We start from the raw sequence: 21,649 nt of genomic DNA, 5'->3' as shown, positions 1-21,649 counted from the left end.
AATACAGGCATAGCAAGCTATTAAAAGCATATCAACCAAAAAGGGCATGTTCATGGCGAACATGCCCTTTTGCATTGTCGATAAAGAGTGCGCTTATGCAGCGGTCAATGCGCCGGCCTGGGTCAGCTTGTCGGCAACCAGCAGCTTGTTCATTTCGGTCCGGCTCATGATGCCCAGTTCTTCCGCCACCACGGCAATCTGCTTGCCGTTGGCAATGGCGGTCTTGGCAATTTTGGCGGCCTTTTCGTAGCCGATCAGAGGGTTCAGCGCCGTCACCAGCGTCACCGACTCGGCAATGCGGGAATCCAGCAGCGCTTCATTGGCCACAATGCCTTCCACGCAGTTGACTTGCAGCGTCTTGCAGGCGCTGCTCAGGTGGCTGAGGCTCTTGTGCAGGGCCCAGGCCATCAGCGGCTCGAAAGCGTTGAGCTGCAACTGGCCGGCTTCCACGGCCATGGTGATGGCGGCATCGTTGCCTATCACTTCAAAGCAGACCTGGTTCATTACCTCGGGAATCACGGGATTCACCTTGCCGGGCATGATGGATGAGCCGGCCTGGCGCGCCGGCAGCTTGATGTCTGCCACTCCTGCTTGAGGGCCCGAGGAGAGCAGGCGCAGGTCATTGCTGATCTTGGAGAGCTTGACTGCAACACGCTTCAAGATGCCGGAAATGTCGGCAAAGGCGCCGGTATCTCCCGTGGCGGCGATCAGATCTCCGGCTTTGACGACGGGGACGCCAGAGATTTCTGCCAAGGCCTTGGTCACGGCGCCGGCGTAGCCTACGGGAGCGTTGATGCCGGTGCCGATGGCCGTGCCACCCATATTCACCTCGGTCATCAGATAGGCGGATTCGCGCAGACGCTTTTCATCGTCGGCGATCATGGCTGCAAAAGCGGAAAACTCCTGGCCCAAAGTCATGGGCACGGCATCTTGTAATTGTGTGCGGCCGATTTTCAGGATATGGGCGAATTCGCCGGCCTTGGCTTCGAAAGCAGAGCGCAACTCGGCCAGGGCGATCAGCAGCTTCTGGATGCCAGCGTAGGTGGCAAGCTTGACGGCGGTGGGGTAGGAGTCATTGGTGGACTGCGAAGCATTGACATGATCATTGGGGTGGATCACGTCGTAAGTGCCTTTGGGCAATCCCAGGTGCTCGAGTGCACGGTTGGCGATCACCTCATTGGCGTTCATATTCGTGGAGGTGCCGGCGCCGCCCTGGATCACATCGACCACAAACTGCTCGTGCAGCTGGCCGGAAATCAGATCATCGCAGGCTTGGGAGATGGCGGTGGCTTGTTTGAGATTGATGGCGCCAAACTGCAGATTGGCCTGGGCCGCGGCCTTTTTGACAAAGGCAAACGCGCGGATCAGCTCGGGCATGTGCGCGACCGAGTGACCGGTGATGGGGAAGTTTTCCACTGCGCGTGCGGAATGAACGCCCCAGTACGCGTCGGGAGGGATGGTTTTGATGCCAATGAAGTCATGTTCTTGACGCATTGATCGGCTTTCTTTGCAAAGTTGAGTTGGGCAAGACGTGGCAACGCCCCGGACGAAAAGCGGCGGTCGCATTCTCGTGGCCAGGGCGTTGGCTCGATTATGAAAGCTTGGCGTGCATGAGTCCAAACGTTTCATGCATAACGTCCGGATTGCCTTCTCTTGAATAGAGTGCGTTTCCTTTAAAAGCTTTCAAAATCCATCAAAACTTGCAAAGATGCTTTTATTTTTCTTTTTGAGAAATTCAATTCGCACCAATTTGGTGCGAATTGAATAAGCGCCGGCAGGATTATCTGGAGGCGCGCAGGCTGACGCCAGCCAGCGAGGGAGAGTGCAGCGACTTCAGAGGCGAAGCCACGGGCTTGCCAAAACGGCGTGGCTGGCCGTTGACGAGTTCCGCATCGGTGGCAGCCTCTGCCTCCCATTGCTGCCGGGCCTGTTGCATCTCTTCGGTGGTGCGGGCCACAAAGTTCCACCACAGCAAGATGGCTTCATCCATGGGTTCGCCCCCGATGATGATGAGGCGGCTGCCGGGCGTACATTCCAGCTGCACTTCCTGCGTGCCCACGGGCAGGTAGATCAGCTCCTGCGAGGGCAACACCTGGCCTTCAACCTTCACCTCGCCTGACAGGCTCATCACCGCATGCTCGAAGTCGGCGCGCAGCGGCATGGTGGCGCACGCTTGGCCAGCCGTGCCGCAGGCCAGAAGGTCCACGCCCATCAGCGGGGAGTGGACTTCTGCGGGGGCCGCCAGACCGAGGGCTTCACCGGCCAGCACGGTCACGGCAAAGTCGCTGATCTCGGTCCTGGGCAGGTCGGGGTAATGCTGGAAGCGGGGCGCGATATGGCGATGGCTGTCGGGCAGGGCAATCCACAACTGGGCTGCATGCACGCCCAGTGTCTGGGCTTCTTCGGAGTGGGCAATGCCGTGGCCGGCCGTCATCAGATTGACCTGGCCGGGGCGGATGATCTGCTCGCTGCCCAGGCTGTCGCGGTGCAGTACCTCTCCCTCGATCATCCAGGTGAAAGTCTGCAGGCCGATGTGAGGATGGGGCCCGACCTGCATGCCGGGTGGAGGGGGGACGGCCGGGCCGGCGTGGTCGAGGAAGCACCAGGCCCCTACTTTGCGCAGCGCGGCCTGAGGAATGGCTCGGTGGATGGGGATGCCGCCGACATCGGCTATACGGGTGGGCAGACGTTGTAAGTTCTTTGATTCACTCATGACAAATCCTGACGGCGAGGGGATTCGAGTGTCAGGGATATGCGGTATTCGCGCAATCAGACGGCAGAATGCAGCAACGCCTTGCACGCAGTTACATCACTGTGAGGATTCAGCCAATAGGCTGACACGGGCTCCGCCAGGAGTCGGCTAAGTTAAAGGCGTAGGCCGCTAGCAGTGGCTTTCACGTTGCGCAATTCGTGCGCAGCGACCTAACAACTGCAGGAGGAATAAACATGAACGAACACAGCACTCAAGGCAACCAGATCTCGGCAGTCGAGATCCAGCTGTATCCCGAGCACTTTGCCGCTCGCGTCACAGGCAAGGTGGAGCATCGTGTCGGAGATGGTCCGTCCGAGCAGATTCCCATGGGCATAGAGATGAAGGTCGATACCGCCATCGCAAGCTATGTGCTGTCCTGGGTTGACCCAGAGGACCAGCAACCCGAAACCGCATCTCTGGCCAAACGTGAGTTCGAACACTATGTGGAAGTGGGTGCGCTGGAAGTGACGGTGTAATCAAGTTACACACAACAGCGACCAAAGCCCTGTCGGTGACTGCAGGGCTTTTTTTATCGCCAGGCAGTTCCCAAGATGAAGGCGGCCCTCCCTAAGGAGGCGAGCACCACGCGGTGGGGGCGTGAGGTGCCTTTTTTCATGCCTGTGCGGCTTCGGTCAAGGCGGTGGGGATGGAAACCTTGCCTTCGAGCAGCTTGTGCACGGGGCAGGCATTGGCAATCTGCAGCAGGCGCTGGCGCTGCTCGTCATCGAGCTCGCCATGCAAGGTGATGCTGCGCGTGATCTGGTTGGCGTCCGCAGGCTTGCCTTCGGGGTTGAGCTGCAGATCCACATCGACATGGCTTAGCGGCCACTGCTTGCGACCCGCGTACATATGCAGGGTGATGGCCGTGCAGGCTCCCAGGGCCGAGAGCATGAGCTGCATGGGGTTGGGCGCGGTGTCGGCGCCGCCATCATTCACGGGTTCATCGGCATGCCAGACATGGCCTTGGGCATCGGTCAGAGTGATGCGGTACGGGGTGGGGCTGCTTTGTGCGTGTGCGCTGTGAATCATTCGCTGCTTCTCCATAAAACCTGGGCCACTTTAAGCGCTGCCTGCAATCCTTGCAGTCATATCCGTTATCGGTTCGATGAGGTTTGGCCAGCCAGCACGGCTGCAAAAGCGTTTGCGGGGTTTCTGGCAAGCGAAAAAAAGCAATATGCCGGCTGTTTATCGGTATTTGGATTCAGGGCGAATTTCTACCGCAGAATTCCGCAATGACCCGATTTCAAAGAAAAATCGGGCAATACCAGAGCGGATTAGGTCACTGCAAGCGGGCTTGCAGATGATTCATCAAACCGAGAGTGGGAGAGCAGACATTGAATTCGATACGTGGTGTTCACCAAAAAGGTGATTCTTCCGAGTGGAAAATCCCTCCGTTCTGGCAAAAGCTCAATAGCTTTTTTCTGTTTCCTCTGCAGACCGAGCCTTTGCTCTATGCCTTGCTGTTGTCGGCATGCAGTTATGGCTTGATGTTCGGGTGGATTGGAGTCTTGTTTGTGGGTCTGGGCTTGATGCTGGCAGTCAGCCGTTATGCATTCAAGGTTTCGGCACTCGCCTCTCGTGGAATTACTCATAGCTCCGATTTCCGGTCCAGTCAGGTCGATGAAGACTGGAAATGGCTGCCCTGGAAATTCTTCGGGGTACTCGTCGTTTTCGGGATATTTGTGGGCTTTATGGCGACCCGCAGCCTGACCTTGGGCGTGGTTGCCAATCTGTTGGTGGCCTTCCTGATTCCTGCTACCTGGATGGTGCTGATCAATACCAATAGCCTGAGCTCGGCCGTTAATCCCTTCGAGCTGCTGGCGACGATTATCGGTATCGGCAAGTCCTATCTGCTGCTGTGCTTTTTCCTGTTTCTGCTGCAGCAGGGCTCGCCCATGGTTCTGGCGATGCTGCTCAAGGTTGCAGCGCCCGGATTGGTGCTGCCCCTGGTGAGCTTTGTGATGATTTATTTCAGCTGGGTGATGGCGGCCATGATCGGCTATGTCATGTACCAGCATCATGCCGCTCTGGATATCGATCCCGTACAGGCACCCGAGGGGCCTGCGACCGTGCAGATCGACCCTGCGGCCCTGGAAGCCAAGCGTCGCGATGCGCTGGTGGCCAGGCTGGTGCAGGACAACAAGATGGACGAGGCTGTGAATCAGGCGCGCGAATGGCAGCGGGAGGACTATGAGAGCCTGCCCGATTGCCGCCGTTACTTCCGGGTGCTCAAGCTGACCGAACGCGCGGATGCCTTGGCGGAGCTGGGCCAGCGTTTCATTCCCATGTTGCTCGCCCAGCAGCGCGCCAGCGAGGCCCTGGAAGCCTGGGTGAGCTGCGTCAAGCGCAAGCCGGACTTCAAGCCCGACTCGGCCCAGCTCAGTTACGAGTTGGCACAGCAGGCCTGGAAGGCCGGCAAGCCCAGGTATGTGTTGATCCTGGCCAAGGATTTTGAGAAGCGCTTTGCCGGCAGCACTTTGATCCCGCCCATGCTGGAGCTGGTGGTGCGCGCCTACAAGCAGTGCGTGGAGCAGCCCATGCAGGGGGTGGCCGTTTACATGCGCATGAAGCAGCTCTTTCCCGAGCACGCGAGCACCAAGGAGGCGCAGTGGGTGCTGCGTGATGAGCTGCAGGAGCTGGAAGCCAAGACCTGAGCGCGGCAAGGCGTTGGCTAGCGCTGTTGTGCCAGCCAGCGCGTGAGAGCTTCCTCAGGAGCCGATTGCTGCAGCGCAGGCAGCCAGGCTTTGGCATCCTGCACACGCCCGGCCTGGGCCATACCGTTGACCAGCAGCAGCAAGCTTGCCGGCCATTGGGGATGGTCCGCCAGCTTGTGCAGGGCGCGGCAGAGCTTTTCGGCCTCGGGCAGGGCTCCCAGGCGCACGAAGCTGCGCACCAGTCCATGCATGGTGTCGGCGCTCATGCGCATGCCGGGCTGTGCGCGCTGCTGATAGCTGCGATAGCTGGCCAGCTGCAGCTGGCGTTCGGCGTCCGTGGTGGCCGGCAGCTTGAAGATGCGTCGCGCCGCAGCATGAAAGTCCTCGCTGGCGGGTTGATGGCGCGAGCTTTCAAACCAGGCCCGCAGAATGGCCGGGTCCGAGGGGGCCAGGCGTGCCGCTTCGCGCCAGGCCGGAGCGGCGCGGCCAAATTCCAGCGCATCGGTATGGCGCTGGGCCAGGGCCACGGCTTCGGTCAGCGGCCGGGCGGCGGCCAGGGCCTGCTCTTCTTCGTTGACTGGCGCCGCGACGGTCTGCAGACGCATATAGCTCCACATCAGCAGGGCACCCGTCAGCAGACCGCCAAAGTGCGCCATATAGGCCACCTGCTTGCCGCCCAGCAGATGCTGCAGCAGCTCCACGCCCATCCAGACCGGCAGCATGATCAGGGCCGGCCAGCGCGCGTAGTTGAAGTAGAACAGCAGCATGTAGAAGAAGCGGATGCGGCGCATGCGGTACATCACCGCATACATGGCCATGAGGGACGAAATCGCGCCCGATGCCCCCAGGCCGTAACCGCCCATGCCGGCATAGAACATCAGCGCGAACAGCGAGGCACCGATGCCGCCGATCACGTAAAAGGCCAGATAGGTGAAGGCTCCTAGAGCCAGCTCCAGGGTGAAGCCGAACAGGAACAGAAACACCATATTGCCCAGCAGATGGCCGGTGCTGCCATGCAGAAAGATGGAAGTGAAGGCCTGCAAGGGCTGCCAGCCGGCGCCATTCTCATAGCTCATGGACCATTGCTCGGTAAAGCTGCCGCGCGGCTCATGGGGCGCGAAGGCGGCACGTGCAGCTTGCCACTGCGCATGGCGCGGGTGGCTGGAGGTAATGACCTGGCCGTCCAGCAGGCGCTGACGGAATTTCTTCTCCTGCCACAGCAGTGCATAGAGCTGGGCATAGGCCTTGTGCTGATAGAGCTTTCGCACGGTCTGCAGCGTGTGCTGGTCGAAGCGCTTGCTGCCCTGGGCGGCTTGTTCCTCCAGATAGGTCAGGAACGGTGGCAGCTCCAGCGTCGGCAAGGCGGTCTGGGCATATTGCTGGGCCGCTTTTTCCACGGCATGTTCCTCGGGTGCCTGCCAGCCCCAGAAGATCACGCAGTTGATGATGATGAGCAGCACCGTCATCCAGGGCGGTGAGCGCCAGGAAGGCTTGTTCTCAAGAGGAATCGCAATAAACATGGCGGCCTTGTCCGAGGAAGTGGCAGCGCTTCATACTCTTGGGCGTTGGTGGTGGCTGCGTGTTACAAATGTATCCGAGACATGCTCCGGCCGGCTCCGGTCTTGCGGGACGAAAAAAAGCCAGCATGGCGTCCCATGCTGGCTTTTTGATAGCTTTCAGCGCTTATCTGATAAGCGATTGAGCCTGTTTTGGCATGTAATCGTGAAGATTACTTGGCCACCACGCGCACCATTTCCAGGCACTTGTTGGAATAGCCCCACTCGTTGTCATACCAGGACACGACCTTCACAAAGGTCTTGTCCAGGGCGATACCGGCTTCGGCATCGAACACGGAGGTGCAGGTCTCGCCGCGGAAGTCGGTGGCGACGACCTTGTCTTCGGTGTAACCCAGCACGCCCTTCAGAGCGCCTTGGGACTGGGCCTTCATTTCGGCGCAGATTTCTTCGTAGGTGGCTTCGCTGTTCAGCTCCACGGTCAGGTCAACCACGGACACGTCGGAAGTGGGCACGCGGAAGGACATGCCGGTCAGCTTCTTGTTCAGCTCGGGGATCACCACGCCCACGGCCTTGGCAGCGCCAGTGCTGGAGGGGATGATGTTTTCCAGAATGCCGCGACCGCCGCGCCAGTCCTTGTTGGAAGGGCCGTCCACGGTCTTTTGCGTGGCGGTCGCTGCGTGCACGGTGGTCATCAGGCCGCGCTTGATGCCCCACTTGTCGTTCAGCACCTTGGCCACGGGAGCCAGGCAGTTGGTGGTGCACGAAGCATTGGAGATGATGGCTTCGCCCTTGTAGGTGCCGTGGTTCACGCCGAACACGAACATGGGGGTGTCGTCCTTGGAAGGAGCGGACAGGATGACCTTCTTGGCGCCTGCGTCGATGTGCTTCTGGGCGGTTTCCTTGGTCAGGAACAGGCCGGTGGACTCGATCACGATGTCGGCGCCGACTTCGTTCCACTTCAGGTTCGCGGGATCGCGCTCTTGGGTCAGGCGGATCTTCTTGCCATTGACGACCAGGGTGTTGCCTTCGACAGAAACTTCACCGTCGAAACGACCGTGCACGCTGTCGTACTTCAGCATATAAGCCAGGTAGTCGGGCTCCAGCAGGTCGTTGATGCCGACGATTTCGATGTCGGAGAAGTTTTGCACTGCGGAGCGCAGCACGTTGCGGCCAATGCGGCCGAAGCCGTTGATACCAACCTTGATCGTCATAGTTGCCTCGTAGATAGTGAGTAATGAAAAACCGGAGCGGATTGTGCCCAGACTCGGCACCCTGGGGCCTGGTCCGGATGGCTGAGGACTGCGGGTAAGCAAACTTCAGCCGGAAAAAAGGGGCACGAGGCCCCTTTTGCGCTTACTTGCCAGCGTTCTGCAGGGCGACCTGCACGGTGTCGGCCACATTCTCGGCGGTGAAGCCGAAGTGCTTGAACAGCACGCCTGCGGGGGCGGACTCACCGTAGGTGTCGATGCCGACCACGGCGGCGCAGCCGTACTTCCACCAGAAGTCGGTCACGCCCATTTCCACGGCGATGCGGGGCAGGCCGGCGGGCAGCACGGCCTTCTTGTACTTCACATCCTGCTTGTCGAAGGTCGTGGTGCTGGGCATGGAGACCACGCGCACGGCGATCTTGCGTTCGGCCAGCTGCTTCTGGGCAGCCAGAGCCAGCTGCACTTCGGAGCCGGTGGCGATGATCACGGCCTGGGCCTTCTTGCCCTTCAGGCCCACATCCTTGGGCTCGGAGAGCACATAGGCGCCGCAGGCGATGTCGTCCAGCGCGTCTTCGCTCTTGGGCGAGTAAGCCAGATTCTGGCGGCTCAGCAGCATGGCTGTGGGCTTGTTCTTCTGGCTCAGGGCCACAGTCCAGGCCACGGCTGTTTCCGTGGTGTCGGCGGGGCGCCACACGTCCAGACCGGGGATCAGGCGCAGGGAGGCTGCGTGCTCGATGGACTGGTGGGTGGGGCCGTCTTCGCCCAGGCCGATGGAGTCGTGCGTGAAGACGTGGATCACGCGCTGCTTCATCAGAGCCGCCATGCGGATGGCGTTACGGCTGTAGTCGGAGAAGGTCAGGAAGGTGCCGCCGTAGGGGATGAAGCCGCCGTGCAGCGCCACACCGTTCATGATGGCTGCCATGCCGAACTCGCGCACACCGTAGTTGATGTGGCGGCCGATCTGGCCTTCTTCGGTCTTGACCACGGCACCCTTGTCGTCCACGCGGAAAGAGGGTGTGGACTTGGTGTTGGTCAGGTTGGAGCCGGTCAGGTCGGCAGAGCCGCCCAGCAGCTCGGGCAGGGCGGCTGTCAGGCCTTCCAGAGCCAGCTGGCTGGCCTTGCGGCTGGCCACGGTGGCGCCGGCGTCATGGGCGTCGGAGGCGATCTTGGCGGCGATTTCACCGAAGTTGGCGGGCAGATCGCCAGCCATGCGGCGCGTGAACTCGGCGGCTTGCTCGGGGAAGGCAGCGGTGTAGGCTGCGAACTTTTCGTTCCAGGCAGCTTCGGCCTTGGTGCCCAGATCCTTGGCGTTCCAGTCGGTGTAGACCTCGGCAGGGATCTCGAAGGGGCCATGAGTCCAGCCCAGAGCCGCGCGGGTCAGTGCGATTTCTTCGGCGCCCAGAGGTTCGCCGTGGGCCTTGGCCGTGTCCTGACGGTTGGGCGAGCCCTTGCCGATATGGGTCTTGCAGCAGATCAGCGTGGGCTTGTCGGCGCTCTTCTTGGCGGCGGCGATGGCCTTGTCCAGGGCGTCCACGTTGTGGCCGTCCACGGCGCGGATCACGTTCCAGCCGTAGGCTTCGAAACGCTCGGGCGTGTTGTCGATGAACCAGGGGGCAACCTTGCCGTCGATGGAGATGCCGTTGTCGTCGTACAGGGCGATCAGCTTGTTCAGCTTCCAGGCGCCGGCCAGGGCAGCGGCTTCATGCGAGATGCCTTCCATCAGGCAGCCATCGCCCAGGAACACGTAAGTGTGGTGGTCGACGATCTCGTGCTTGTCCTTGTTGAACTCGGCAGCCAGCAGCTTTTCAGCCAGTGCGAAGCCCACGGCATTGGTGATTCCCTGGCCCAGAGGGCCGGTGGTGGTTTCCACGCCGACAGTGATGCCCACTTCGGGGTGGCCGGCAGTCTTGCTGTGCAGCTGACGGAAGTTCTTCAGCTCTTCGATGGGCAGGTCGTAGCCGCTCAGGTGCAGCAGCGCATAGATCAGCATGGAGCCGTGACCGTTCGACAGAATGAAGCGGTCGCGATTGGCCCAGTGAGGGTTCACGGGGTTGTGCTGGAGGTGGCGGCTCCACAGCGCTACGGCCATGTCGGCCATGCCCATGGGGGCACCGGGGTGGCCGGAATTGGCTTGTTGAACGGCATCCATTGCGAGTGCACGGATTGCATTCGCCATATTTTGAGTGTTGGCCATCAGGGCGCTCCGAAAAGGAGGGGTAATTCTGCTAAGCCCATCATTTTAATGGAGGCCCAATTTTCGCAGGCGGGATGCGGGTCAATGCTCTACAGTGCAACCCCAGAAACAGGTGTCTTGCGCACCTCAAACCGTGTTGAAAAGCTGATTGCAATGACTGTAGAAAACGCTGCCCCCCTCCTGGTGCAACCCCCTGCAATGCTGCTGGCCGCAGGCCGCGGCGAGCGCATGCGGCCTCTGACCGATATCACGCCCAAGCCGCTGCTCAAGGTGCAGGGCGTGCCGCTGCTGCAGCTGCACCTGCAGGCGCTGCAGGCTGCGGGCGTGGCACGGGCCGTCATCAATACCGGCTGGCTGGGGGCGCAGATTCCCGCGTATTTCGGCGATGAATTCGTGCCGCAACCCGATGGGGGAGCGAGCGCGAAGCTAGCGCTTTCCTATTCGGAGGAACCCGAGAAAGCCTTTGAAACCGCTGGCGGCATCAGCCGTGCCCTGCCTCAGCTGGGCCGGGTTTTCTGGCTGGCCGCAGGCGATGTCTATGCGCCGGATTTCTGCTTTGCGGTGCAGGATGCCCAGGCGTTTGCGCACAGCGATGAACTGGCCCATCTGTGGCTGGTGCCCAATCCTGCACACAATCCGCGTGGCGACTTTGGTCTGAGCGAGGACGGCAAGGCGCTGGATCTGTCTGCCGACGACGAACGCCCGCGCTATACCTACAGCACGATTGCGCTCTTGAAAGCCGAGTTGTTTGCATCACCGTGGTTCGATGTGCTGCCCGGAAACCCCGAAGGCCTGCGCGCCCCGCTGGCCCCGCTGCTGCGCCGCGCCATGCAGCAAGGCCGGGTGGGTGCCTCGCTCTACACCGGCCGCTGGGTCGATGTGGGCACGCCCGAGCGACTGGCCGAGCTGAATCAGGGCTGAGACATGAGCGCACGCAGCATCGACTGGCAAGGCCCGCACATCGTCCACGCCTGCACTGCGCAGGCTGGCTGGGGCCAGTTGCTGCTGCTGACCGGGGACGGCGGCTTGCATGCGTTGAAGCTGCCAAGCGGCCGGAGCCAGCAACTGGCGCAGCTGGATTTGCCAGAGCCGACACCGCCTACGCCGCACTGGCAGCATGGCTTCAAGGTGCATTGCGCAATCAGTGGCGACTATGCGGTGATTGCAGATGATGGAGGCACATTTGGCGTGCTGGTGAATTTGTGTACGGGCGAGCGCGTCGTGCAGCTTTTTGGGGGCGACTACCACCCCAGGACCGTGCCTTTTTCCATCGCATTTGTCCAGCACCAGGGCCGCGATGTGCTGATTCATCGCACGCAGTGGAACCGGCTCGATGCCATGGATTGCGCGACGGGCGAGAACCTGACCGAGCGCGACGGGATGGCGTTCGAGCAGCCGCACTATCTGGATTATTTTCATGGCCGTCTTCTGCCCAGCCCTTCGCAGCAATGGCTGCTGGACGACGGCTGGGTTTGGGCGCCCGTGGGCATTCCCGCCGTGTGGTCGCTGCCGGCCTGGCTGGATGGCAATCGCTGGGAGTCCGAGGACGGCCCCTCGCGCAAGCGGCTGGCGCAGGGCGAGGGCTGGGACCAGCCCTGCGTGTGGCTGGATGACTCGCGCGTCGCGATCTGGAACGTTGGCAACTGGGATGACGACGGCTTTGGCGACTGTCTGCATGCGCCGGGCGTGGTGATCTTCGATATCCATGCGCCTGTGCCCGAGGAAGGCCATGCCGGCCAGCTCTGGCCCATGCCTGGCCTGCCGCGCGCCCGATATCTGCACTGCGTGAACGGTCGCTTGCTGGTGGTGGGCGAAGGGCAGAGCTGGCTCTGGGATATGCCAACCCGCGAGCTGCTTTGCCACTGGCCCGATTTCGCGCCCCAGGGCTGGCATGCGCAGCGTGGCGAGCTGGTCGAGTGGTCGGCGCAGCAGATAAAAATACTTACTCCCTAAACTGCTTTGGAACTCATGCCAGCAATGCGCACGAAGCTATGAGTTGAGGAGCTTCTCTGTGGATTGCACGAATGCTTGTCATGGCAAGCGTCTGCTATGCTTTTTAATTTTCTGACTGGCGCAACCGGATGCAAATCCACAGTTCCTCTTGTGGCCGTCATCGGGTGAGTGCATGCAAATCGTTTTCTTCATGGCTCTGGTGGGGCTGGCCGCGTTCTGCCAGAACCTCACGGGCTTCGCGTTCGGACTGATCTTTGTCGGCGTGGCAGGGGCCACGGGCCTGATGAATATTGCCGATGCGGCCAATGTGGCCTGTCTGCTGTCCATCATCAACGGCATCAGCTATATGCGCGCCTACCGCTTCGAGCCGGACTGGGTCATGCTCAAGCCCATGCTCATCAGCAGCGTGCTGGGCGTGGTCGGCGGGGTGCTGCTGCTGCACTGGCTCAGCGGCAATACGCTCAACGGCCTGCGCATGCTGCTGGGCCTGGTGATCGTGCTGTGCGCCATGTTGCTGCTGATGCAGAAGAAGGCGCTGGACCAGCCCTCGGGCCCTGTCTCGATGTGGGTGGCCGGCGTGTCGTCGGGGCTGCTCGGTGGCTTGTTTGCCACACCCGGCCCGCCCATGGTCTATCACCTCTACCGTCAGCCGCTGGATCGCATGCTGGTGCGCCACTGCCTGTTTGCCATGTTTGTCTCCTGCTCCTTGCTGCGCGCTGCCATGGTGGCTGTGGAGGGGCAACTGAACTGGGCAGTCATGGGCTGGACGGCACTGGCCTTTCCTGTCGTCACAGGCGTGACCTGGTGGAGTGCCAGACATCCGCCCGCCTGGCCCAAAAGGCTGGTGGAATGGCTGGTCTGCGGCCTGCTGATTCTGTCCGGGGCAAGCCTGCTCTGGTCGGGCTGGCGCGCGAGTCAGCCCGAGGCCCTGGTGCCCGGTGATGCGATGGCGCTGCTGGCCGCCGGGATTCAGACCGGCACAAGGGTAGGAGCGCAATAGCTGACATCCGCAGATGTAAGCTGATGTACAGATGCCCGGCCAGCATTACGATATGCCCATGACTTCTGTATATGCCCAACGCCGCGCACGCTTGGCCGCCCAGTTGGGCGACGGCGGTGTCGCCATCATCCCCACGGCTCCCGAGCTGCATCGCAACCGCGATACCGAGTATCTGTATCGCCACGACAGCTACTTCTACTACCTCACGGGCTTTTCCGAGCCCAATGCCTGCCTGGTGCTGACCAGCGACGGCAAGAGCGTGCTGTTCTGTCAGCCCAAGGATCTGGAGCGCGAGGTCTGGACCGGCTATCGCCTGGGCCCCGAGGCTGCCAAGACCAAGCTGGGCATGGCTCAGGCCTTCTCCAGCGATGAAATCAATTCCCGCCTGCCGCGCCTGCTGGAAAATCGTGAGCGCGTCTGGTTCCCCTTTGCCACCCACAAGGGCCTGGCCGAGCAGGTCGAAGGCTGGCTCAGCCAGGTGCGCGCCCGCTCGCGCTTTGGCGTGCTCTGTCCCACACAGCAGGGCGATGCCTGTGCGCTGCTCGATGAAATGCGTCTGGTCAAGGACATGCACGAGCAGGACATCATGCGCCGCGCCGCGCAGATCAGTGCCCAGGCCCATGTGCGTGCCATGCAGCGCTCGGCCCGCATGATCCGCAATGGCGAGGAGGTGCGCGAATACCATCTGGACGCCGAGCTGCTGCACGAGTTCCGCCAGCATGGCTCGCAGTACGTGGCCTACGGCTCCATCGTGGCCGCCGGTGCCAATGCCTGTGTGCTGCACTATCAGGCCGACAAGGCGCCGGTGCGCGCGGGCGAGCTGGTGCTGATCGACGCGGGCTGCGAGCTGGATGGTTATGCCAGCGATATCACGCGCACCTTCCCGGCCGACGGCAAGTTCAGCGGGGCGCAGCGTGCGCTGTACGACCTGGTACTGGCCAGCCAGGAAGCGGCGATTGCCGTCACCAGGGCCGGCAAGCGCTTCAACGACCCGCATGACGCCACCGTGGCCGTGCTGGCCCAGGGCATGCTGGACCTCGGGCTGCTGGACCGTACCAAGTACGGCACGGCCGAGGATGTGATCGAGTCGCGTGCCTACTTCCAGTTCTATATGCACCGCACCGGCCACTGGCTGGGCATGGATGTGCATGACTGCGGCAGCTATGTGGAACCCAGCGAGCTGGGCGTGGTCAGCGAGCGCAAGGACCCGATCTCGGGCGAAACCATTGCCAATCGCCCCAGCCGCATCCTGCGCCCCGGCATGGTCACGACGGTAGAGCCGGGCATCTATGTGCGTCCTGCGCCAGGCGTGCCCGAGCAGTTCCACAACATCGGTATCCGCATCGAGGACGATGCCATCGTCACCGAGACCGGCTGCGAGCTCATCACCCGCGGCGTGCCGGTCAAGGCCGACGAGATCGAAGCGTTGATGCGTGACTGAGAGGCCTGAGCCAGGGTTCATCATGCCGCAGACCTTTACCCACCTGTCTCATCGCGCTGCGGCCAGGCCACAGTCTGCCGCGCGCATGGGCTTGCTGCTTTGGTTGCTGGGTCTGCCAGGCGTGGTGGCGCTGGCCTGGACGACGCCGCCTGCCTGGCTGGCCGCTCTGGCCAGTGGAGGCTCAGACATTGTGGTCGGCTGGGCCGCGACGGCGGGGTTGAGCGTCCTGCTGGCGCTGAGCGTGGGCCTCGGGGTCCGGCTGGGCCCGAGGCTGGGCTTGAGCGCACCATTGATTCATGCCGTGGCCGAGGGGCGCATGCCCTGGCGCGGCATGCGCGTGCTGAGCCTGCCCGGCGTGGCGGGCGGCGTGATCGGCGCGGCCTGGCTGGTGACGTTGGCCGTGGTCTGGCCCGAGAGCATGTCTTTTGTGGACCCGGTCTACGGCTTGCCACTATGGCCCAAGCTGCTCTATGGCGCGATTACCGAAGAGTTGCTGTTGCGTCTTGGCATGCTGAGCGCCGTGATGTGGCTGCTGTGGAAGGCCTTTGGCAGCCCCAGGCAGCGCCCGGACTGGCGGCTGGGCTGGGCGGCGATTGCATTGGCTGCCTTGCTGTCCGGCTGCATTCCGGTGTTTCTGGGCTGGACCGTGGTCGGCGAGCTGTCGGCGCCGGTCGTACTGCAGCTGTTGGTGTGTGAAAGCGTCTACGGGTTGCTGGCGGGCATCATGTTCTGGCGCTACGGGCTCGAGGCCGCCATGCTCACGCATGTGGTGACCTATCTGCTCTCGCACGGGCTGATCTGAGGCCTGCACATTTGAACCTGCCGGGCAAAACTGTTTCGACGCGGTCTTTGATGCGCTGCAGCAGGCGCGCCGATTCGGGCGCGAGTTTCACTCTTATGCTTCTGAATCAGTAGCTGCAAGCGCTTGAAATATAAACATTTCATGCTTGATATGACCTGAGTTCAATAATGGACATGCGTAGGCAGCTACTGTTTTTGTGGTCCTGTGGCTGGCTTGTCGGGTGCGGCAGCAGCGTGCAAGATGCAGTCATGTAACCGCATTCGTGCCAGAATTGAAACCCGATTACATTCCATCGCGAGAGAGACATTTCATGCAAGTGAGTCGTGCTACCAAGATCGTCGCCACACTGGGCCCCGCTTCCAGCGATCCGCAACTGCTTGAACAAATGGTGCGCGAAGGCGTGAACGTCGTGCGCCTGAACTTCAGCCATGGCAAGGCGCAGGACCATATCGACCGTGCCACCATGGTGCGCGAGGCTGCCCAGCGTGCAGGCCGCGAAGTGGCCATCATGGCCGACCTGCAGGGTCCCAAGATCCGCGTCGGCAAGTTTGCCGAGGGCAAGGTCATGCTCGAGCCTGGCGAGCGCTTCGTGCTCGATGCATCGCGCACCGAACTGGGCGACATCAACGGCGTGGGCCTTGATTACAAGGAGCTGCCCCGTGACGTGAAGGCCGGCGATGTGCTGCTGCTCAACGACGGCCTGATCGTGCTGACCGTGGACGCAGTGCGCGGTGAAGAGGTACACACCGTCGTCAAGCTGGGTGGCGAGCTGTCCAACAACAAGGGCATCAACAAGCAAGGTGGCGGCCTGACGGCTCCCGCACTGACCGCCAAGGACATGGAAGACATCAAGACCGCGATGTCCTTCCAGGCCGACTACGTGGCCGTGAGCTTCCCCAAGAACGCCACCGACATGGAAATGGCGCGCCAGCTTTGCAATGTGGCCGCTGCCCAGTACGGCCACAAGCCCGGCCTGATCGCCAAGATCGAGCGTGCCGAGGCCATTCCGCGCCTGGAAGAGATTCTCAAGGTCTCCGACGGCATCATGGTTGCCCGTGGCGATCTGGCCGTGGAAGTGGGCAACGCTGCCGTGCCCGCGCTGCAAAAGAAGATGATCCGCATGGCGCGCGACATGGACAAGGTGGTGATCACCGCGACCCAGATGATGGAGTCCATGATCACCAACCCCGTGCCCACCCGTGCTGAAGTGAGCGACGTGGCCAATGCCGTGCTGGACGGCACCGATGCCGTGATGCTGAGCGCCGAAACCGCTGCCGGCAAGTACCCGCTGGAAACCGTGCGTGAAATGGCCGCCATCTGCGCCGCTGCGGAAGCGGCCGAAGACCGCGTCAAGGATGCCGACTTCAGCAACAGCCAGTTCAAGCGTACCGATCAGGCCATCGCCATCGGCGCGCTGTTCACCGCTCATCACCTGGGTGCCAAGGCCATCGTGGCGCTGACCGACTCCGGCTCGACAGCGCTGTGGATGAGCCGTCATCGCATCCATATTCCCATCTACGCTCTGACACCCAAGCTGGCCACGCAGCGCAAGATGGCGCTGTACCGCAACGTGCGCCCTCTGCTGATGGACACCAGCGCCGAGCGCGACATGGCGCTGGACCAGGCCAAGGGCCATTTGCTGGCCCGCGGCATCGTGCAGTCCGGTGATGTCTACGCCATCACCTGCGGAGAGCCCATGGGCCAGCCCGGTGGTACCAATATGCTCAAGATCTGCAGGGTGGAGTGAGCCCCCTGAGCGGCTATGCCGCTTCCCCCCGAGGGGGACGGCATCTTCGCTGCGAGGCGGCTCTTGCTCGATGCCTCTGACTTGAAGCATGCCTCATCAAAAAAGCTGCCAGCGCTTATGCATAAAGCGCTGGCAGCTTTTGTTTTGAGAGCGTGAATCAGCCGAGCAGGGGTTGCAGGCGGCGCTTGAGCTGTTTGCGACGCCGGGCTTGCTGGATCTGCAGGGCGCTGCGCCAGACCAGCACGGCGCTGGCGGTACCGACCAGCATGCCGGCCAGAACGTCCGAAGGGAAATGCACGCCCAGCACCACGCGGCTCAGTGCCACGCTGGTGGCGAGAAGCCATGCGACAACAACCAGCCAGCGCTGGTGTCTGCCCACTCCCAGGTTGATGCCCTGAGCCAGGGCAAAGGCGCCGGCGGCGTGCATGCTGGGAAAGCTGGCGCTGGCACCATGTGCTATCCACTGCATGCCCATGCCCAGTTGCGCCGGCCTGGGCATGGGCAGGCCCCAGCGAATCAGACGGCAGGCCACCCAGGCACATGCCATGGACAGCAAGGCCAGTTGCAGGCTGCGCCGCCAGCCCTTGCCAAGCGCCAGCATGGCGGCAATCACGGGCAGGGCGCACAGGCCGGGCAACCAGTTGGAGGCGAAGCGCGAGGCCTGAATCCACCACAGCGGGCTCTGGGTGTTGGCATTCAGAAAGTGAAATACGGGGGCATCGATAAGCAGCATGAATGGCCTTTGCGTGTGTGCTGCGCTCAGTCCTGGGCAAGCAGCTCGTCGAGGGGCAGGGCTGCATCCGCCGGTGCCTGGTGCGCCAGGCGGCGGGTGGTCAGCAGATCGCAAAACCAGCTGGCCGTCCAGCACAGCCAGGCGGTCCACAGCGTGTGGCTCATGAAGTGGGCACCGCGCATCTGCTGCGCCAGACCCAGGGCCATACCGACCGCAAGGGCAGCGGCAAGCCACAGGCATGCAGTGCGCGGCAGCTCGTGGCGCAGCGCGAAGTAGCCGCTGATGAAGGCAAAGCCCGCCGAGGCATGACCGGCCGGAAAGCAGTGGCCGCCGCCGCCATCTATGACACCCCAGGCCCAGTGCGAGACATAGTGGCCCACGCCGCCGAAGTCGGCGAGGTCCCAGGGGCAGCTGGTCACGCTGATGCGTTTCATCAGCGCCATGATGATGAGCGAGACCAGTGCGCCCACGACCAGTTGTATCCGGCGTGGGTAAGACACTTTTCGCATCCAGCCTATGGGCCACCAGATCATCAGGCTCAGCCCCATGACGATGGCCCAGGCCAGTTTGCGCGCACCTTCATGGGCAATGTTGACCATGAACCAGTCGTTCTGCAGGGCAAAGCCCTGGCTGCTGCCAAACCAGTGCGCCATGGGCATGTCAAGGCTGCTCATGTCCCAGGCCAGTACGCAGGCCAGGGCAATGACAGTCCAGCTCAGCAGGGCTGGAGCGGAGGCTTGGCGAAGAGGAGGGAGGGGACGCGAGGGGGCGGACGACTTCATGTCCGCCACGATAGAAAGCGCTGCTTAACAAGCGCTTAAGAGCAGGCTCAGCCCTGGGCCGCCCATGCGCCGCGCAGGCGCTTGAGATGCGGCATGACGCGCAGATGACGGCGGCGGCGCAGCTGGAAGGCGATGTGCCAGACGATGAGCGCGCCGCTGATGCCTACCAGCGCGCCGGCCATCAGATCGGACGCAAAGTGCACCCCCAGATGGACGCGGCTCCAGGCGATGCCGATGGCGGCTATCCAGGCTAGCCAGACAAGCGGCTTGCGGTGGCGGGTTGCGCCCAGGCTGAGGGCCATGGCCAGGGCAAAGGCTCCGCTGGCATGCAGGCTGGGAAAGCCGGCACGTCCTCCATGCTGAATCCATAGCGTACCCAGATTGAGCTGGAACGGGCGCGGGGCCGGGAAGCCCCAGCGTATGAGTCTGGCGATCAGCCAGGCCGTGGCCATGGACAGCAGCAGCATCAACATGGTGCGGCGTGTTGCCGGTGAGCCGAACACCAGGGCGATGAGGACAAGAATGCCGCTGAGATTGGGCAACCAGGCCGAGAGTGCACGTGCCAGCTGGATGCTGAACCAGTGCGTCTGGGCATCGGCATTGAACAGCGCAAACAGAAATGGATCGAAGAAGAACATGAAGGCGCTGCGGCAGATTGCGGCAATGGAAGGTGGCCGATGTTAAAGCGAAATGCTGGCTTGCGGATGTCAAGCCCATGAGCGATCAGGGGAGGTGGTTGCCGGCGTTGACCAGCCAGTTGAGCGGATTGCGGATTGCCGCGCACAATGCGTGCATGCGAATTCTGGTGGTCGAAGACAACGAAGGCATTGCAGCAGGGCTGCGAACCAATCTCATGCAGCGCGGCTATGCGGTGGACGTGTGCGCCAGCGTGGCCGAGGCCTGGCATGCCCTGAGTGCCGAGCGCTTCGATGCCGTGTTGCTGGACCTGGGTCTGCCCGACGGTGATGGCAGCGAGGTCGTGCGCCGCCTGCGTCTGCAGACAGGACGGCCCGGTGCGCCGCAACTGCCCGATCCGGCCACGCCGGTGCTGATCCTCACGGCACGCGATCAGGTGCAGGACCGGGTCGCGGGGCTCAATCTGGGCGCCGATGACTATCTGGTCAAACCCTTTGACATGGACGAACTGGAGGCACGCTTGCGCGCCATGATGCGCCGCGCGGCCGGTCAGGCATCGCCGGTGATCCGCCATGCAGATCTGGAGGTGGACCCGGCTACCCGCACCATCAGGCAGGCGGGGCAGAAGGTGGAGGTATCACCGCGCGAATTTGCCGTGCTCTGGGCCTTGTTGCTTGCGCGCGGGCGGGTGCTGTCGCGCCCGCAAATCGAGGAGCATCTCTACAGCTGGGGCGATACGGTGGAGAGCAATGCCGTGGAGGTCTATGTCCACCATCTTCGCAAGAAGCTGGGCCAGAAGATCATTGTGACCATGCGCGGCGTGGGCTACTTCATGCCGCGGGAGCAGGAATGAAGGCCATGCCGCAGACCGGCATGCGCCGCAGCTCGCTGCAGCTGAATCTGCTGGCCTGGATGCTGGGCGCGCTGGCGCTGGTCTGGGGCAGCTTCGTCATCTGGGGCTACCAGACCGGAGTGCACGAGGCCGATGAGCTGACCGACGGACACCTGGCCGGAGTGGCCGCGCTGACCTTGAACTGGCATGTGCAGGACGATGTGCCGGCCGGAGAGACCACGGCTGTCCAGCCGCCTGCAGGCCTGCACGCCCACGACTATCAGGAGTCGCTGAGCGTGGTGCTCTGGAATGCGCAAGGCCTGCTGATATCGCGCACCGGACAGGCGCCCTTGCCGGACTTCGACATCGAGCAGGGCTTTGCCACGATTGGTACGGATGAACGCAAGGCCTGGCGCAGCTATACCCAGTGGAGCCACGACAAAACCGCCAAGGTCACGGTGATGATCGACCTGGCCGAGCGCGACAGTCTGGCCGACGACATCGCCATGCAGATGATAGAGCCGGGATTCTGGCTGCTGCCCGTGATCGTGATTGCGCTGGGTGTGGCCATGCGCCGCGGCATGCGTCCTCTCAATCAGCTTACGCAACGCGTGGAGGCGCTGGATCTGGGCCGTGACCAGCGCCTCTCCGATGCCCATGTGCCGCGCGAGCTCTCGCCCATGGTCAGCTCGATCAACACCTTGCTCGACCGCCAGCAGGAGGCATTGGAGCGCGAGCGCAATCTGGCCAATGAAGTGGCCCATGAACTGCGCACGCCGCTGGCTTCCATCGCTTTGCAGGCCCAGGCGCTGAAGTCGGAGGGGCAGGCCGATACCGCTGTCATGCAGGCCGCGCTGCAGCGCATCGGTCAGGACGCCCTGCATGCCGGCCATGTGCTCGATCAGTTGCTGACCCTGGCCCGGGCTGGACGCGGCATGCTGGATGCGCCTTTGCAGACCGTGAACTGGGCCGATGTGGTGCGCAATGTGGCGGCGGCGCAGGCCCAGCATGCCTGGCAGCGTGAAGACATGATCTCCGTGGACGCCCCGCAGGAGCTGCCGGTGCGCGGCAATGCGCTGCTGCTTGATTCGGCCCTGCGCAATCTGGTGGAAAACGCCGTGCGCCACACGCCGACGGGCACGCAGATCGAGGTGCAAGCCGGCCTTGACAGCGTCCAGGAACGGGCCTGGGTGCAGGTCTGCGATGACGGCCGACGTGATGCCGCTCCGGACCATGTGCCGCCCGTGGACAGCCTGCATCTGGGCCATGAAATCGTCAGCCGTGTCATGCAGGCCCATGGCGGGCGCTTCATGGTGGCCGAGGCGCCGCAAGGCTTCACCACCTGCTATCGCATGGAATTACCGCTAGCCGGTTAAAATACCCGGTTACTAAGCGGTT

Annotated in this window: 19 protein-coding genes; 10 read left to right on the top strand and 9 right to left on the bottom strand. The window is 62.4% G+C overall.

Annotated features, from left to right (window positions below; translation table 11 throughout):
- Positions 1-93: 93 nt before the first annotated feature.
- Together AAIL66_RS13285 and AAIL66_RS13280 are read right to left on the bottom strand one after the other, a co-directional pair.
- Positions 94-1,494: an aspartate ammonia-lyase gene (locus tag AAIL66_RS13285; RefSeq protein ID WP_034350879.1), complete on the bottom strand. Its 1,401-nt coding sequence runs from the start codon at positions 1,492-1,494 to the stop codon at positions 94-96.
- A gap of 286 nt (positions 1,495-1,780) precedes the next feature.
- Entirely contained in the window at positions 1,781-2,713 is a 933-nt protein-coding gene (locus tag AAIL66_RS13280; protein WP_034350874.1) for a pirin family protein, read from the bottom strand.
- 233 nt (positions 2,714-2,946) lie between these two features.
- Here AAIL66_RS13280 and AAIL66_RS13275 point away from each other — a divergent pair, with 233 nt between their 5' ends.
- On the top strand, positions 2,947-3,228 hold the full coding sequence (locus AAIL66_RS13275; RefSeq protein WP_003072434.1) for a hypothetical protein: 282 nt from the start codon (positions 2,947-2,949) through the stop codon (positions 3,226-3,228).
- Positions 3,229-3,364: 136 nt separating this feature from the next.
- Here AAIL66_RS13275 and AAIL66_RS13270 read toward each other — a convergent pair whose 3' ends face one another.
- Positions 3,365-3,781, bottom strand: coding sequence for an OsmC family protein (locus AAIL66_RS13270; RefSeq protein WP_012840258.1), 417 nt, complete (start codon positions 3,779-3,781; stop codon positions 3,365-3,367).
- Positions 3,782-4,239: 458 nt separating this feature from the next.
- On the opposite strand from AAIL66_RS13270, the gene AAIL66_RS13265 reads away from it, so the two are divergent.
- Positions 4,240-5,406 carry a hypothetical protein gene (locus tag AAIL66_RS13265; protein WP_343496916.1) on the top strand — a complete coding sequence of 389 codons (1,167 nt, stop codon included), beginning with the start codon at positions 4,240-4,242 and terminating at the stop codon, positions 5,404-5,406.
- A gap of 17 nt (positions 5,407-5,423) precedes the next feature.
- On the opposite strand, the gene AAIL66_RS13260 is transcribed toward AAIL66_RS13265, so the two are convergent.
- The 3 genes from AAIL66_RS13260 to tkt all read right to left on the bottom strand — a co-directional run bounded on the left by AAIL66_RS13260 (position 5,424) and on the right by tkt (position 10,325).
- On the bottom strand, positions 5,424-6,926 hold the full coding sequence (locus tag AAIL66_RS13260) for a rhomboid family intramembrane serine protease (RefSeq protein ID WP_343496915.1): 1,503 nt from the start codon (positions 6,924-6,926) through the stop codon (positions 5,424-5,426).
- Between the two features lie 209 nt (positions 6,927-7,135).
- The gene (gene gap, locus AAIL66_RS13255; protein ID WP_003060372.1) at positions 7,136-8,134 is read right to left on the bottom strand and encodes a type I glyceraldehyde-3-phosphate dehydrogenase; all 999 of its coding nucleotides are present in this window, start codon (positions 8,132-8,134) and stop codon (positions 7,136-7,138) included.
- Between the two features lie 142 nt (positions 8,135-8,276).
- Positions 8,277-10,325: a transketolase gene (gene tkt / locus AAIL66_RS13250; RefSeq protein WP_034350865.1), complete on the bottom strand. Its 2,049-nt coding sequence runs from the start codon at positions 10,323-10,325 to the stop codon at positions 8,277-8,279.
- 153 nt (positions 10,326-10,478) lie between these two features.
- Here tkt and AAIL66_RS13245 point away from each other — a divergent pair, with 153 nt between their 5' ends.
- The 6 genes from AAIL66_RS13245 to pyk all read left to right on the top strand — a co-directional run bounded on the left by AAIL66_RS13245 (position 10,479) and on the right by pyk (position 17,268).
- Positions 10,479-11,246, top strand: a complete 768-nt coding sequence (locus AAIL66_RS13245; RefSeq protein WP_343496914.1) for a nucleotidyltransferase family protein — start codon at positions 10,479-10,481, stop codon at positions 11,244-11,246.
- Between the two features lie 3 nt (positions 11,247-11,249).
- Positions 11,250-12,278 (top strand): hypothetical protein, encoded by a 1,029-nt coding sequence (locus tag AAIL66_RS13240; RefSeq protein ID WP_343496913.1) that lies wholly within the window; start codon positions 11,250-11,252, stop codon positions 12,276-12,278.
- Between the two features lie 172 nt (positions 12,279-12,450).
- Positions 12,451-13,278 (top strand): TSUP family transporter, encoded by an 828-nt coding sequence (locus tag AAIL66_RS13235; RefSeq protein WP_034350862.1) that lies wholly within the window; start codon positions 12,451-12,453, stop codon positions 13,276-13,278.
- 31 nt (positions 13,279-13,309) lie between these two features.
- A complete protein-coding gene (locus tag AAIL66_RS13230) occupies positions 13,310-14,719 on the top strand; it encodes an aminopeptidase P N-terminal domain-containing protein (protein ID WP_343483573.1) in 1,410 nt (469 codons plus the stop codon).
- Between the two features lie 22 nt (positions 14,720-14,741).
- The gene (locus AAIL66_RS13225; protein WP_034350846.1) at positions 14,742-15,521 is read left to right on the top strand and encodes a CPBP family intramembrane metalloprotease; all 780 of its coding nucleotides are present in this window, start codon (positions 14,742-14,744) and stop codon (positions 15,519-15,521) included.
- Positions 15,522-15,831: 310 nt separating this feature from the next.
- Positions 15,832-17,268 carry a pyruvate kinase gene (gene pyk / locus AAIL66_RS13220; RefSeq protein WP_004340286.1) on the top strand — a complete coding sequence of 479 codons (1,437 nt, stop codon included), beginning with the start codon at positions 15,832-15,834 and terminating at the stop codon, positions 17,266-17,268.
- Positions 17,269-17,425: 157 nt separating this feature from the next.
- Here pyk and AAIL66_RS13215 read toward each other — a convergent pair whose 3' ends face one another.
- The 3 genes from AAIL66_RS13215 to AAIL66_RS13205 are packed head-to-tail and all read right to left on the bottom strand — an operon-like array spanning position 17,426 to position 19,421.
- Positions 17,426-18,001 (bottom strand): phosphatase PAP2 family protein, encoded by a 576-nt coding sequence (locus tag AAIL66_RS13215; protein ID WP_343496912.1) that lies wholly within the window; start codon positions 17,999-18,001, stop codon positions 17,426-17,428.
- Positions 18,002-18,027: 26 nt separating this feature from the next.
- Positions 18,028-18,783 carry a phosphatase PAP2 family protein gene (locus tag AAIL66_RS13210; protein WP_034382306.1) on the bottom strand — a complete coding sequence of 252 codons (756 nt, stop codon included), beginning with the start codon at positions 18,781-18,783 and terminating at the stop codon, positions 18,028-18,030.
- A gap of 47 nt (positions 18,784-18,830) precedes the next feature.
- Positions 18,831-19,421, bottom strand: coding sequence for a phosphatase PAP2 family protein (locus tag AAIL66_RS13205; RefSeq protein ID WP_063662220.1), 591 nt, complete (start codon positions 19,419-19,421; stop codon positions 18,831-18,833).
- A gap of 155 nt (positions 19,422-19,576) precedes the next feature.
- On the opposite strand from AAIL66_RS13205, the gene AAIL66_RS13200 reads away from it, so the two are divergent.
- Positions 19,577-20,272: a response regulator transcription factor gene (locus tag AAIL66_RS13200; RefSeq protein ID WP_343496911.1), complete on the top strand. Its 696-nt coding sequence runs from the start codon at positions 19,577-19,579 to the stop codon at positions 20,270-20,272.
- Positions 20,269-21,627 carry a histidine kinase dimerization/phospho-acceptor domain-containing protein gene (locus tag AAIL66_RS13195; RefSeq protein WP_343496910.1) on the top strand — a complete coding sequence of 453 codons (1,359 nt, stop codon included), beginning with the start codon at positions 20,269-20,271 and terminating at the stop codon, positions 21,625-21,627. The genes AAIL66_RS13200 and AAIL66_RS13195 overlap by 4 nt, the downstream gene beginning before the upstream one ends.
- Positions 21,628-21,649: the final 22 nt, after the last annotated feature.

This window comes from Comamonas sp. F1-6, from assembly GCF_039581415.1.
In the GTDB taxonomy this organism is placed as follows: domain Bacteria; phylum Pseudomonadota; class Gammaproteobacteria; order Burkholderiales; family Burkholderiaceae_C; genus Comamonas; species Comamonas thiooxydans.
The sequence above is the reverse complement of the archived record's forward strand: the minus strand, read 5'-3'. Positions and strand labels throughout refer to the sequence as shown.

Coding starts and splice junctions, on each gene's coding strand:
- AAIL66_RS13285 (WP_034350879.1), bottom strand. CDS start 1,494: ATGCGTCAAGAACATGACTTCATTGGCATCAAAACCATCCCTCCCGAC.
- AAIL66_RS13280 (WP_034350874.1), bottom strand. CDS start 2,713: ATGAGTGAATCAAAGAACTTACAACGTCTGCCCACCCGTATAGCCGAT.
- AAIL66_RS13275 (WP_003072434.1), top strand. CDS start 2,947: ATGAACGAACACAGCACTCAAGGCAACCAGATCTCGGCAGTCGAGATC.
- AAIL66_RS13270 (WP_012840258.1), bottom strand. CDS start 3,781: ATGATTCACAGCGCACACGCACAAAGCAGCCCCACCCCGTACCGCATC.
- AAIL66_RS13265 (WP_343496916.1), top strand. CDS start 4,240: ATGTTCGGGTGGATTGGAGTCTTGTTTGTGGGTCTGGGCTTGATGCTG.
- AAIL66_RS13260 (WP_343496915.1), bottom strand. CDS start 6,926: ATGTTTATTGCGATTCCTCTTGAGAACAAGCCTTCCTGGCGCTCACCG.
- gap (WP_003060372.1), bottom strand. CDS start 8,134: ATGACGATCAAGGTTGGTATCAACGGCTTCGGCCGCATTGGCCGCAAC.
- tkt (WP_034350865.1), bottom strand. CDS start 10,325: ATGGCCAACACTCAAAATATGGCGAATGCAATCCGTGCACTCGCAATG.
- AAIL66_RS13245 (WP_343496914.1), top strand. CDS start 10,479: ATGACTGTAGAAAACGCTGCCCCCCTCCTGGTGCAACCCCCTGCAATG.
- AAIL66_RS13240 (WP_343496913.1), top strand. CDS start 11,250: ATGAGCGCACGCAGCATCGACTGGCAAGGCCCGCACATCGTCCACGCC.
- AAIL66_RS13235 (WP_034350862.1), top strand. CDS start 12,451: ATGCAAATCGTTTTCTTCATGGCTCTGGTGGGGCTGGCCGCGTTCTGC.
- AAIL66_RS13230 (WP_343483573.1), top strand. CDS start 13,310: ATGCCCGGCCAGCATTACGATATGCCCATGACTTCTGTATATGCCCAA.
- AAIL66_RS13225 (WP_034350846.1), top strand. CDS start 14,742: ATGCCGCAGACCTTTACCCACCTGTCTCATCGCGCTGCGGCCAGGCCA.
- pyk (WP_004340286.1), top strand. CDS start 15,832: ATGCAAGTGAGTCGTGCTACCAAGATCGTCGCCACACTGGGCCCCGCT.
- AAIL66_RS13215 (WP_343496912.1), bottom strand. CDS start 18,001: ATGCTGCTTATCGATGCCCCCGTATTTCACTTTCTGAATGCCAACACC.
- AAIL66_RS13210 (WP_034382306.1), bottom strand. CDS start 18,783: ATGAAGTCGTCCGCCCCCTCGCGTCCCCTCCCTCCTCTTCGCCAAGCC.
- AAIL66_RS13205 (WP_063662220.1), bottom strand. CDS start 19,421: ATGTTCTTCTTCGATCCATTTCTGTTTGCGCTGTTCAATGCCGATGCC.
- AAIL66_RS13200 (WP_343496911.1), top strand. CDS start 19,577: ATGCGAATTCTGGTGGTCGAAGACAACGAAGGCATTGCAGCAGGGCTG.
- AAIL66_RS13195 (WP_343496910.1), top strand. CDS start 20,269: ATGAAGGCCATGCCGCAGACCGGCATGCGCCGCAGCTCGCTGCAGCTG.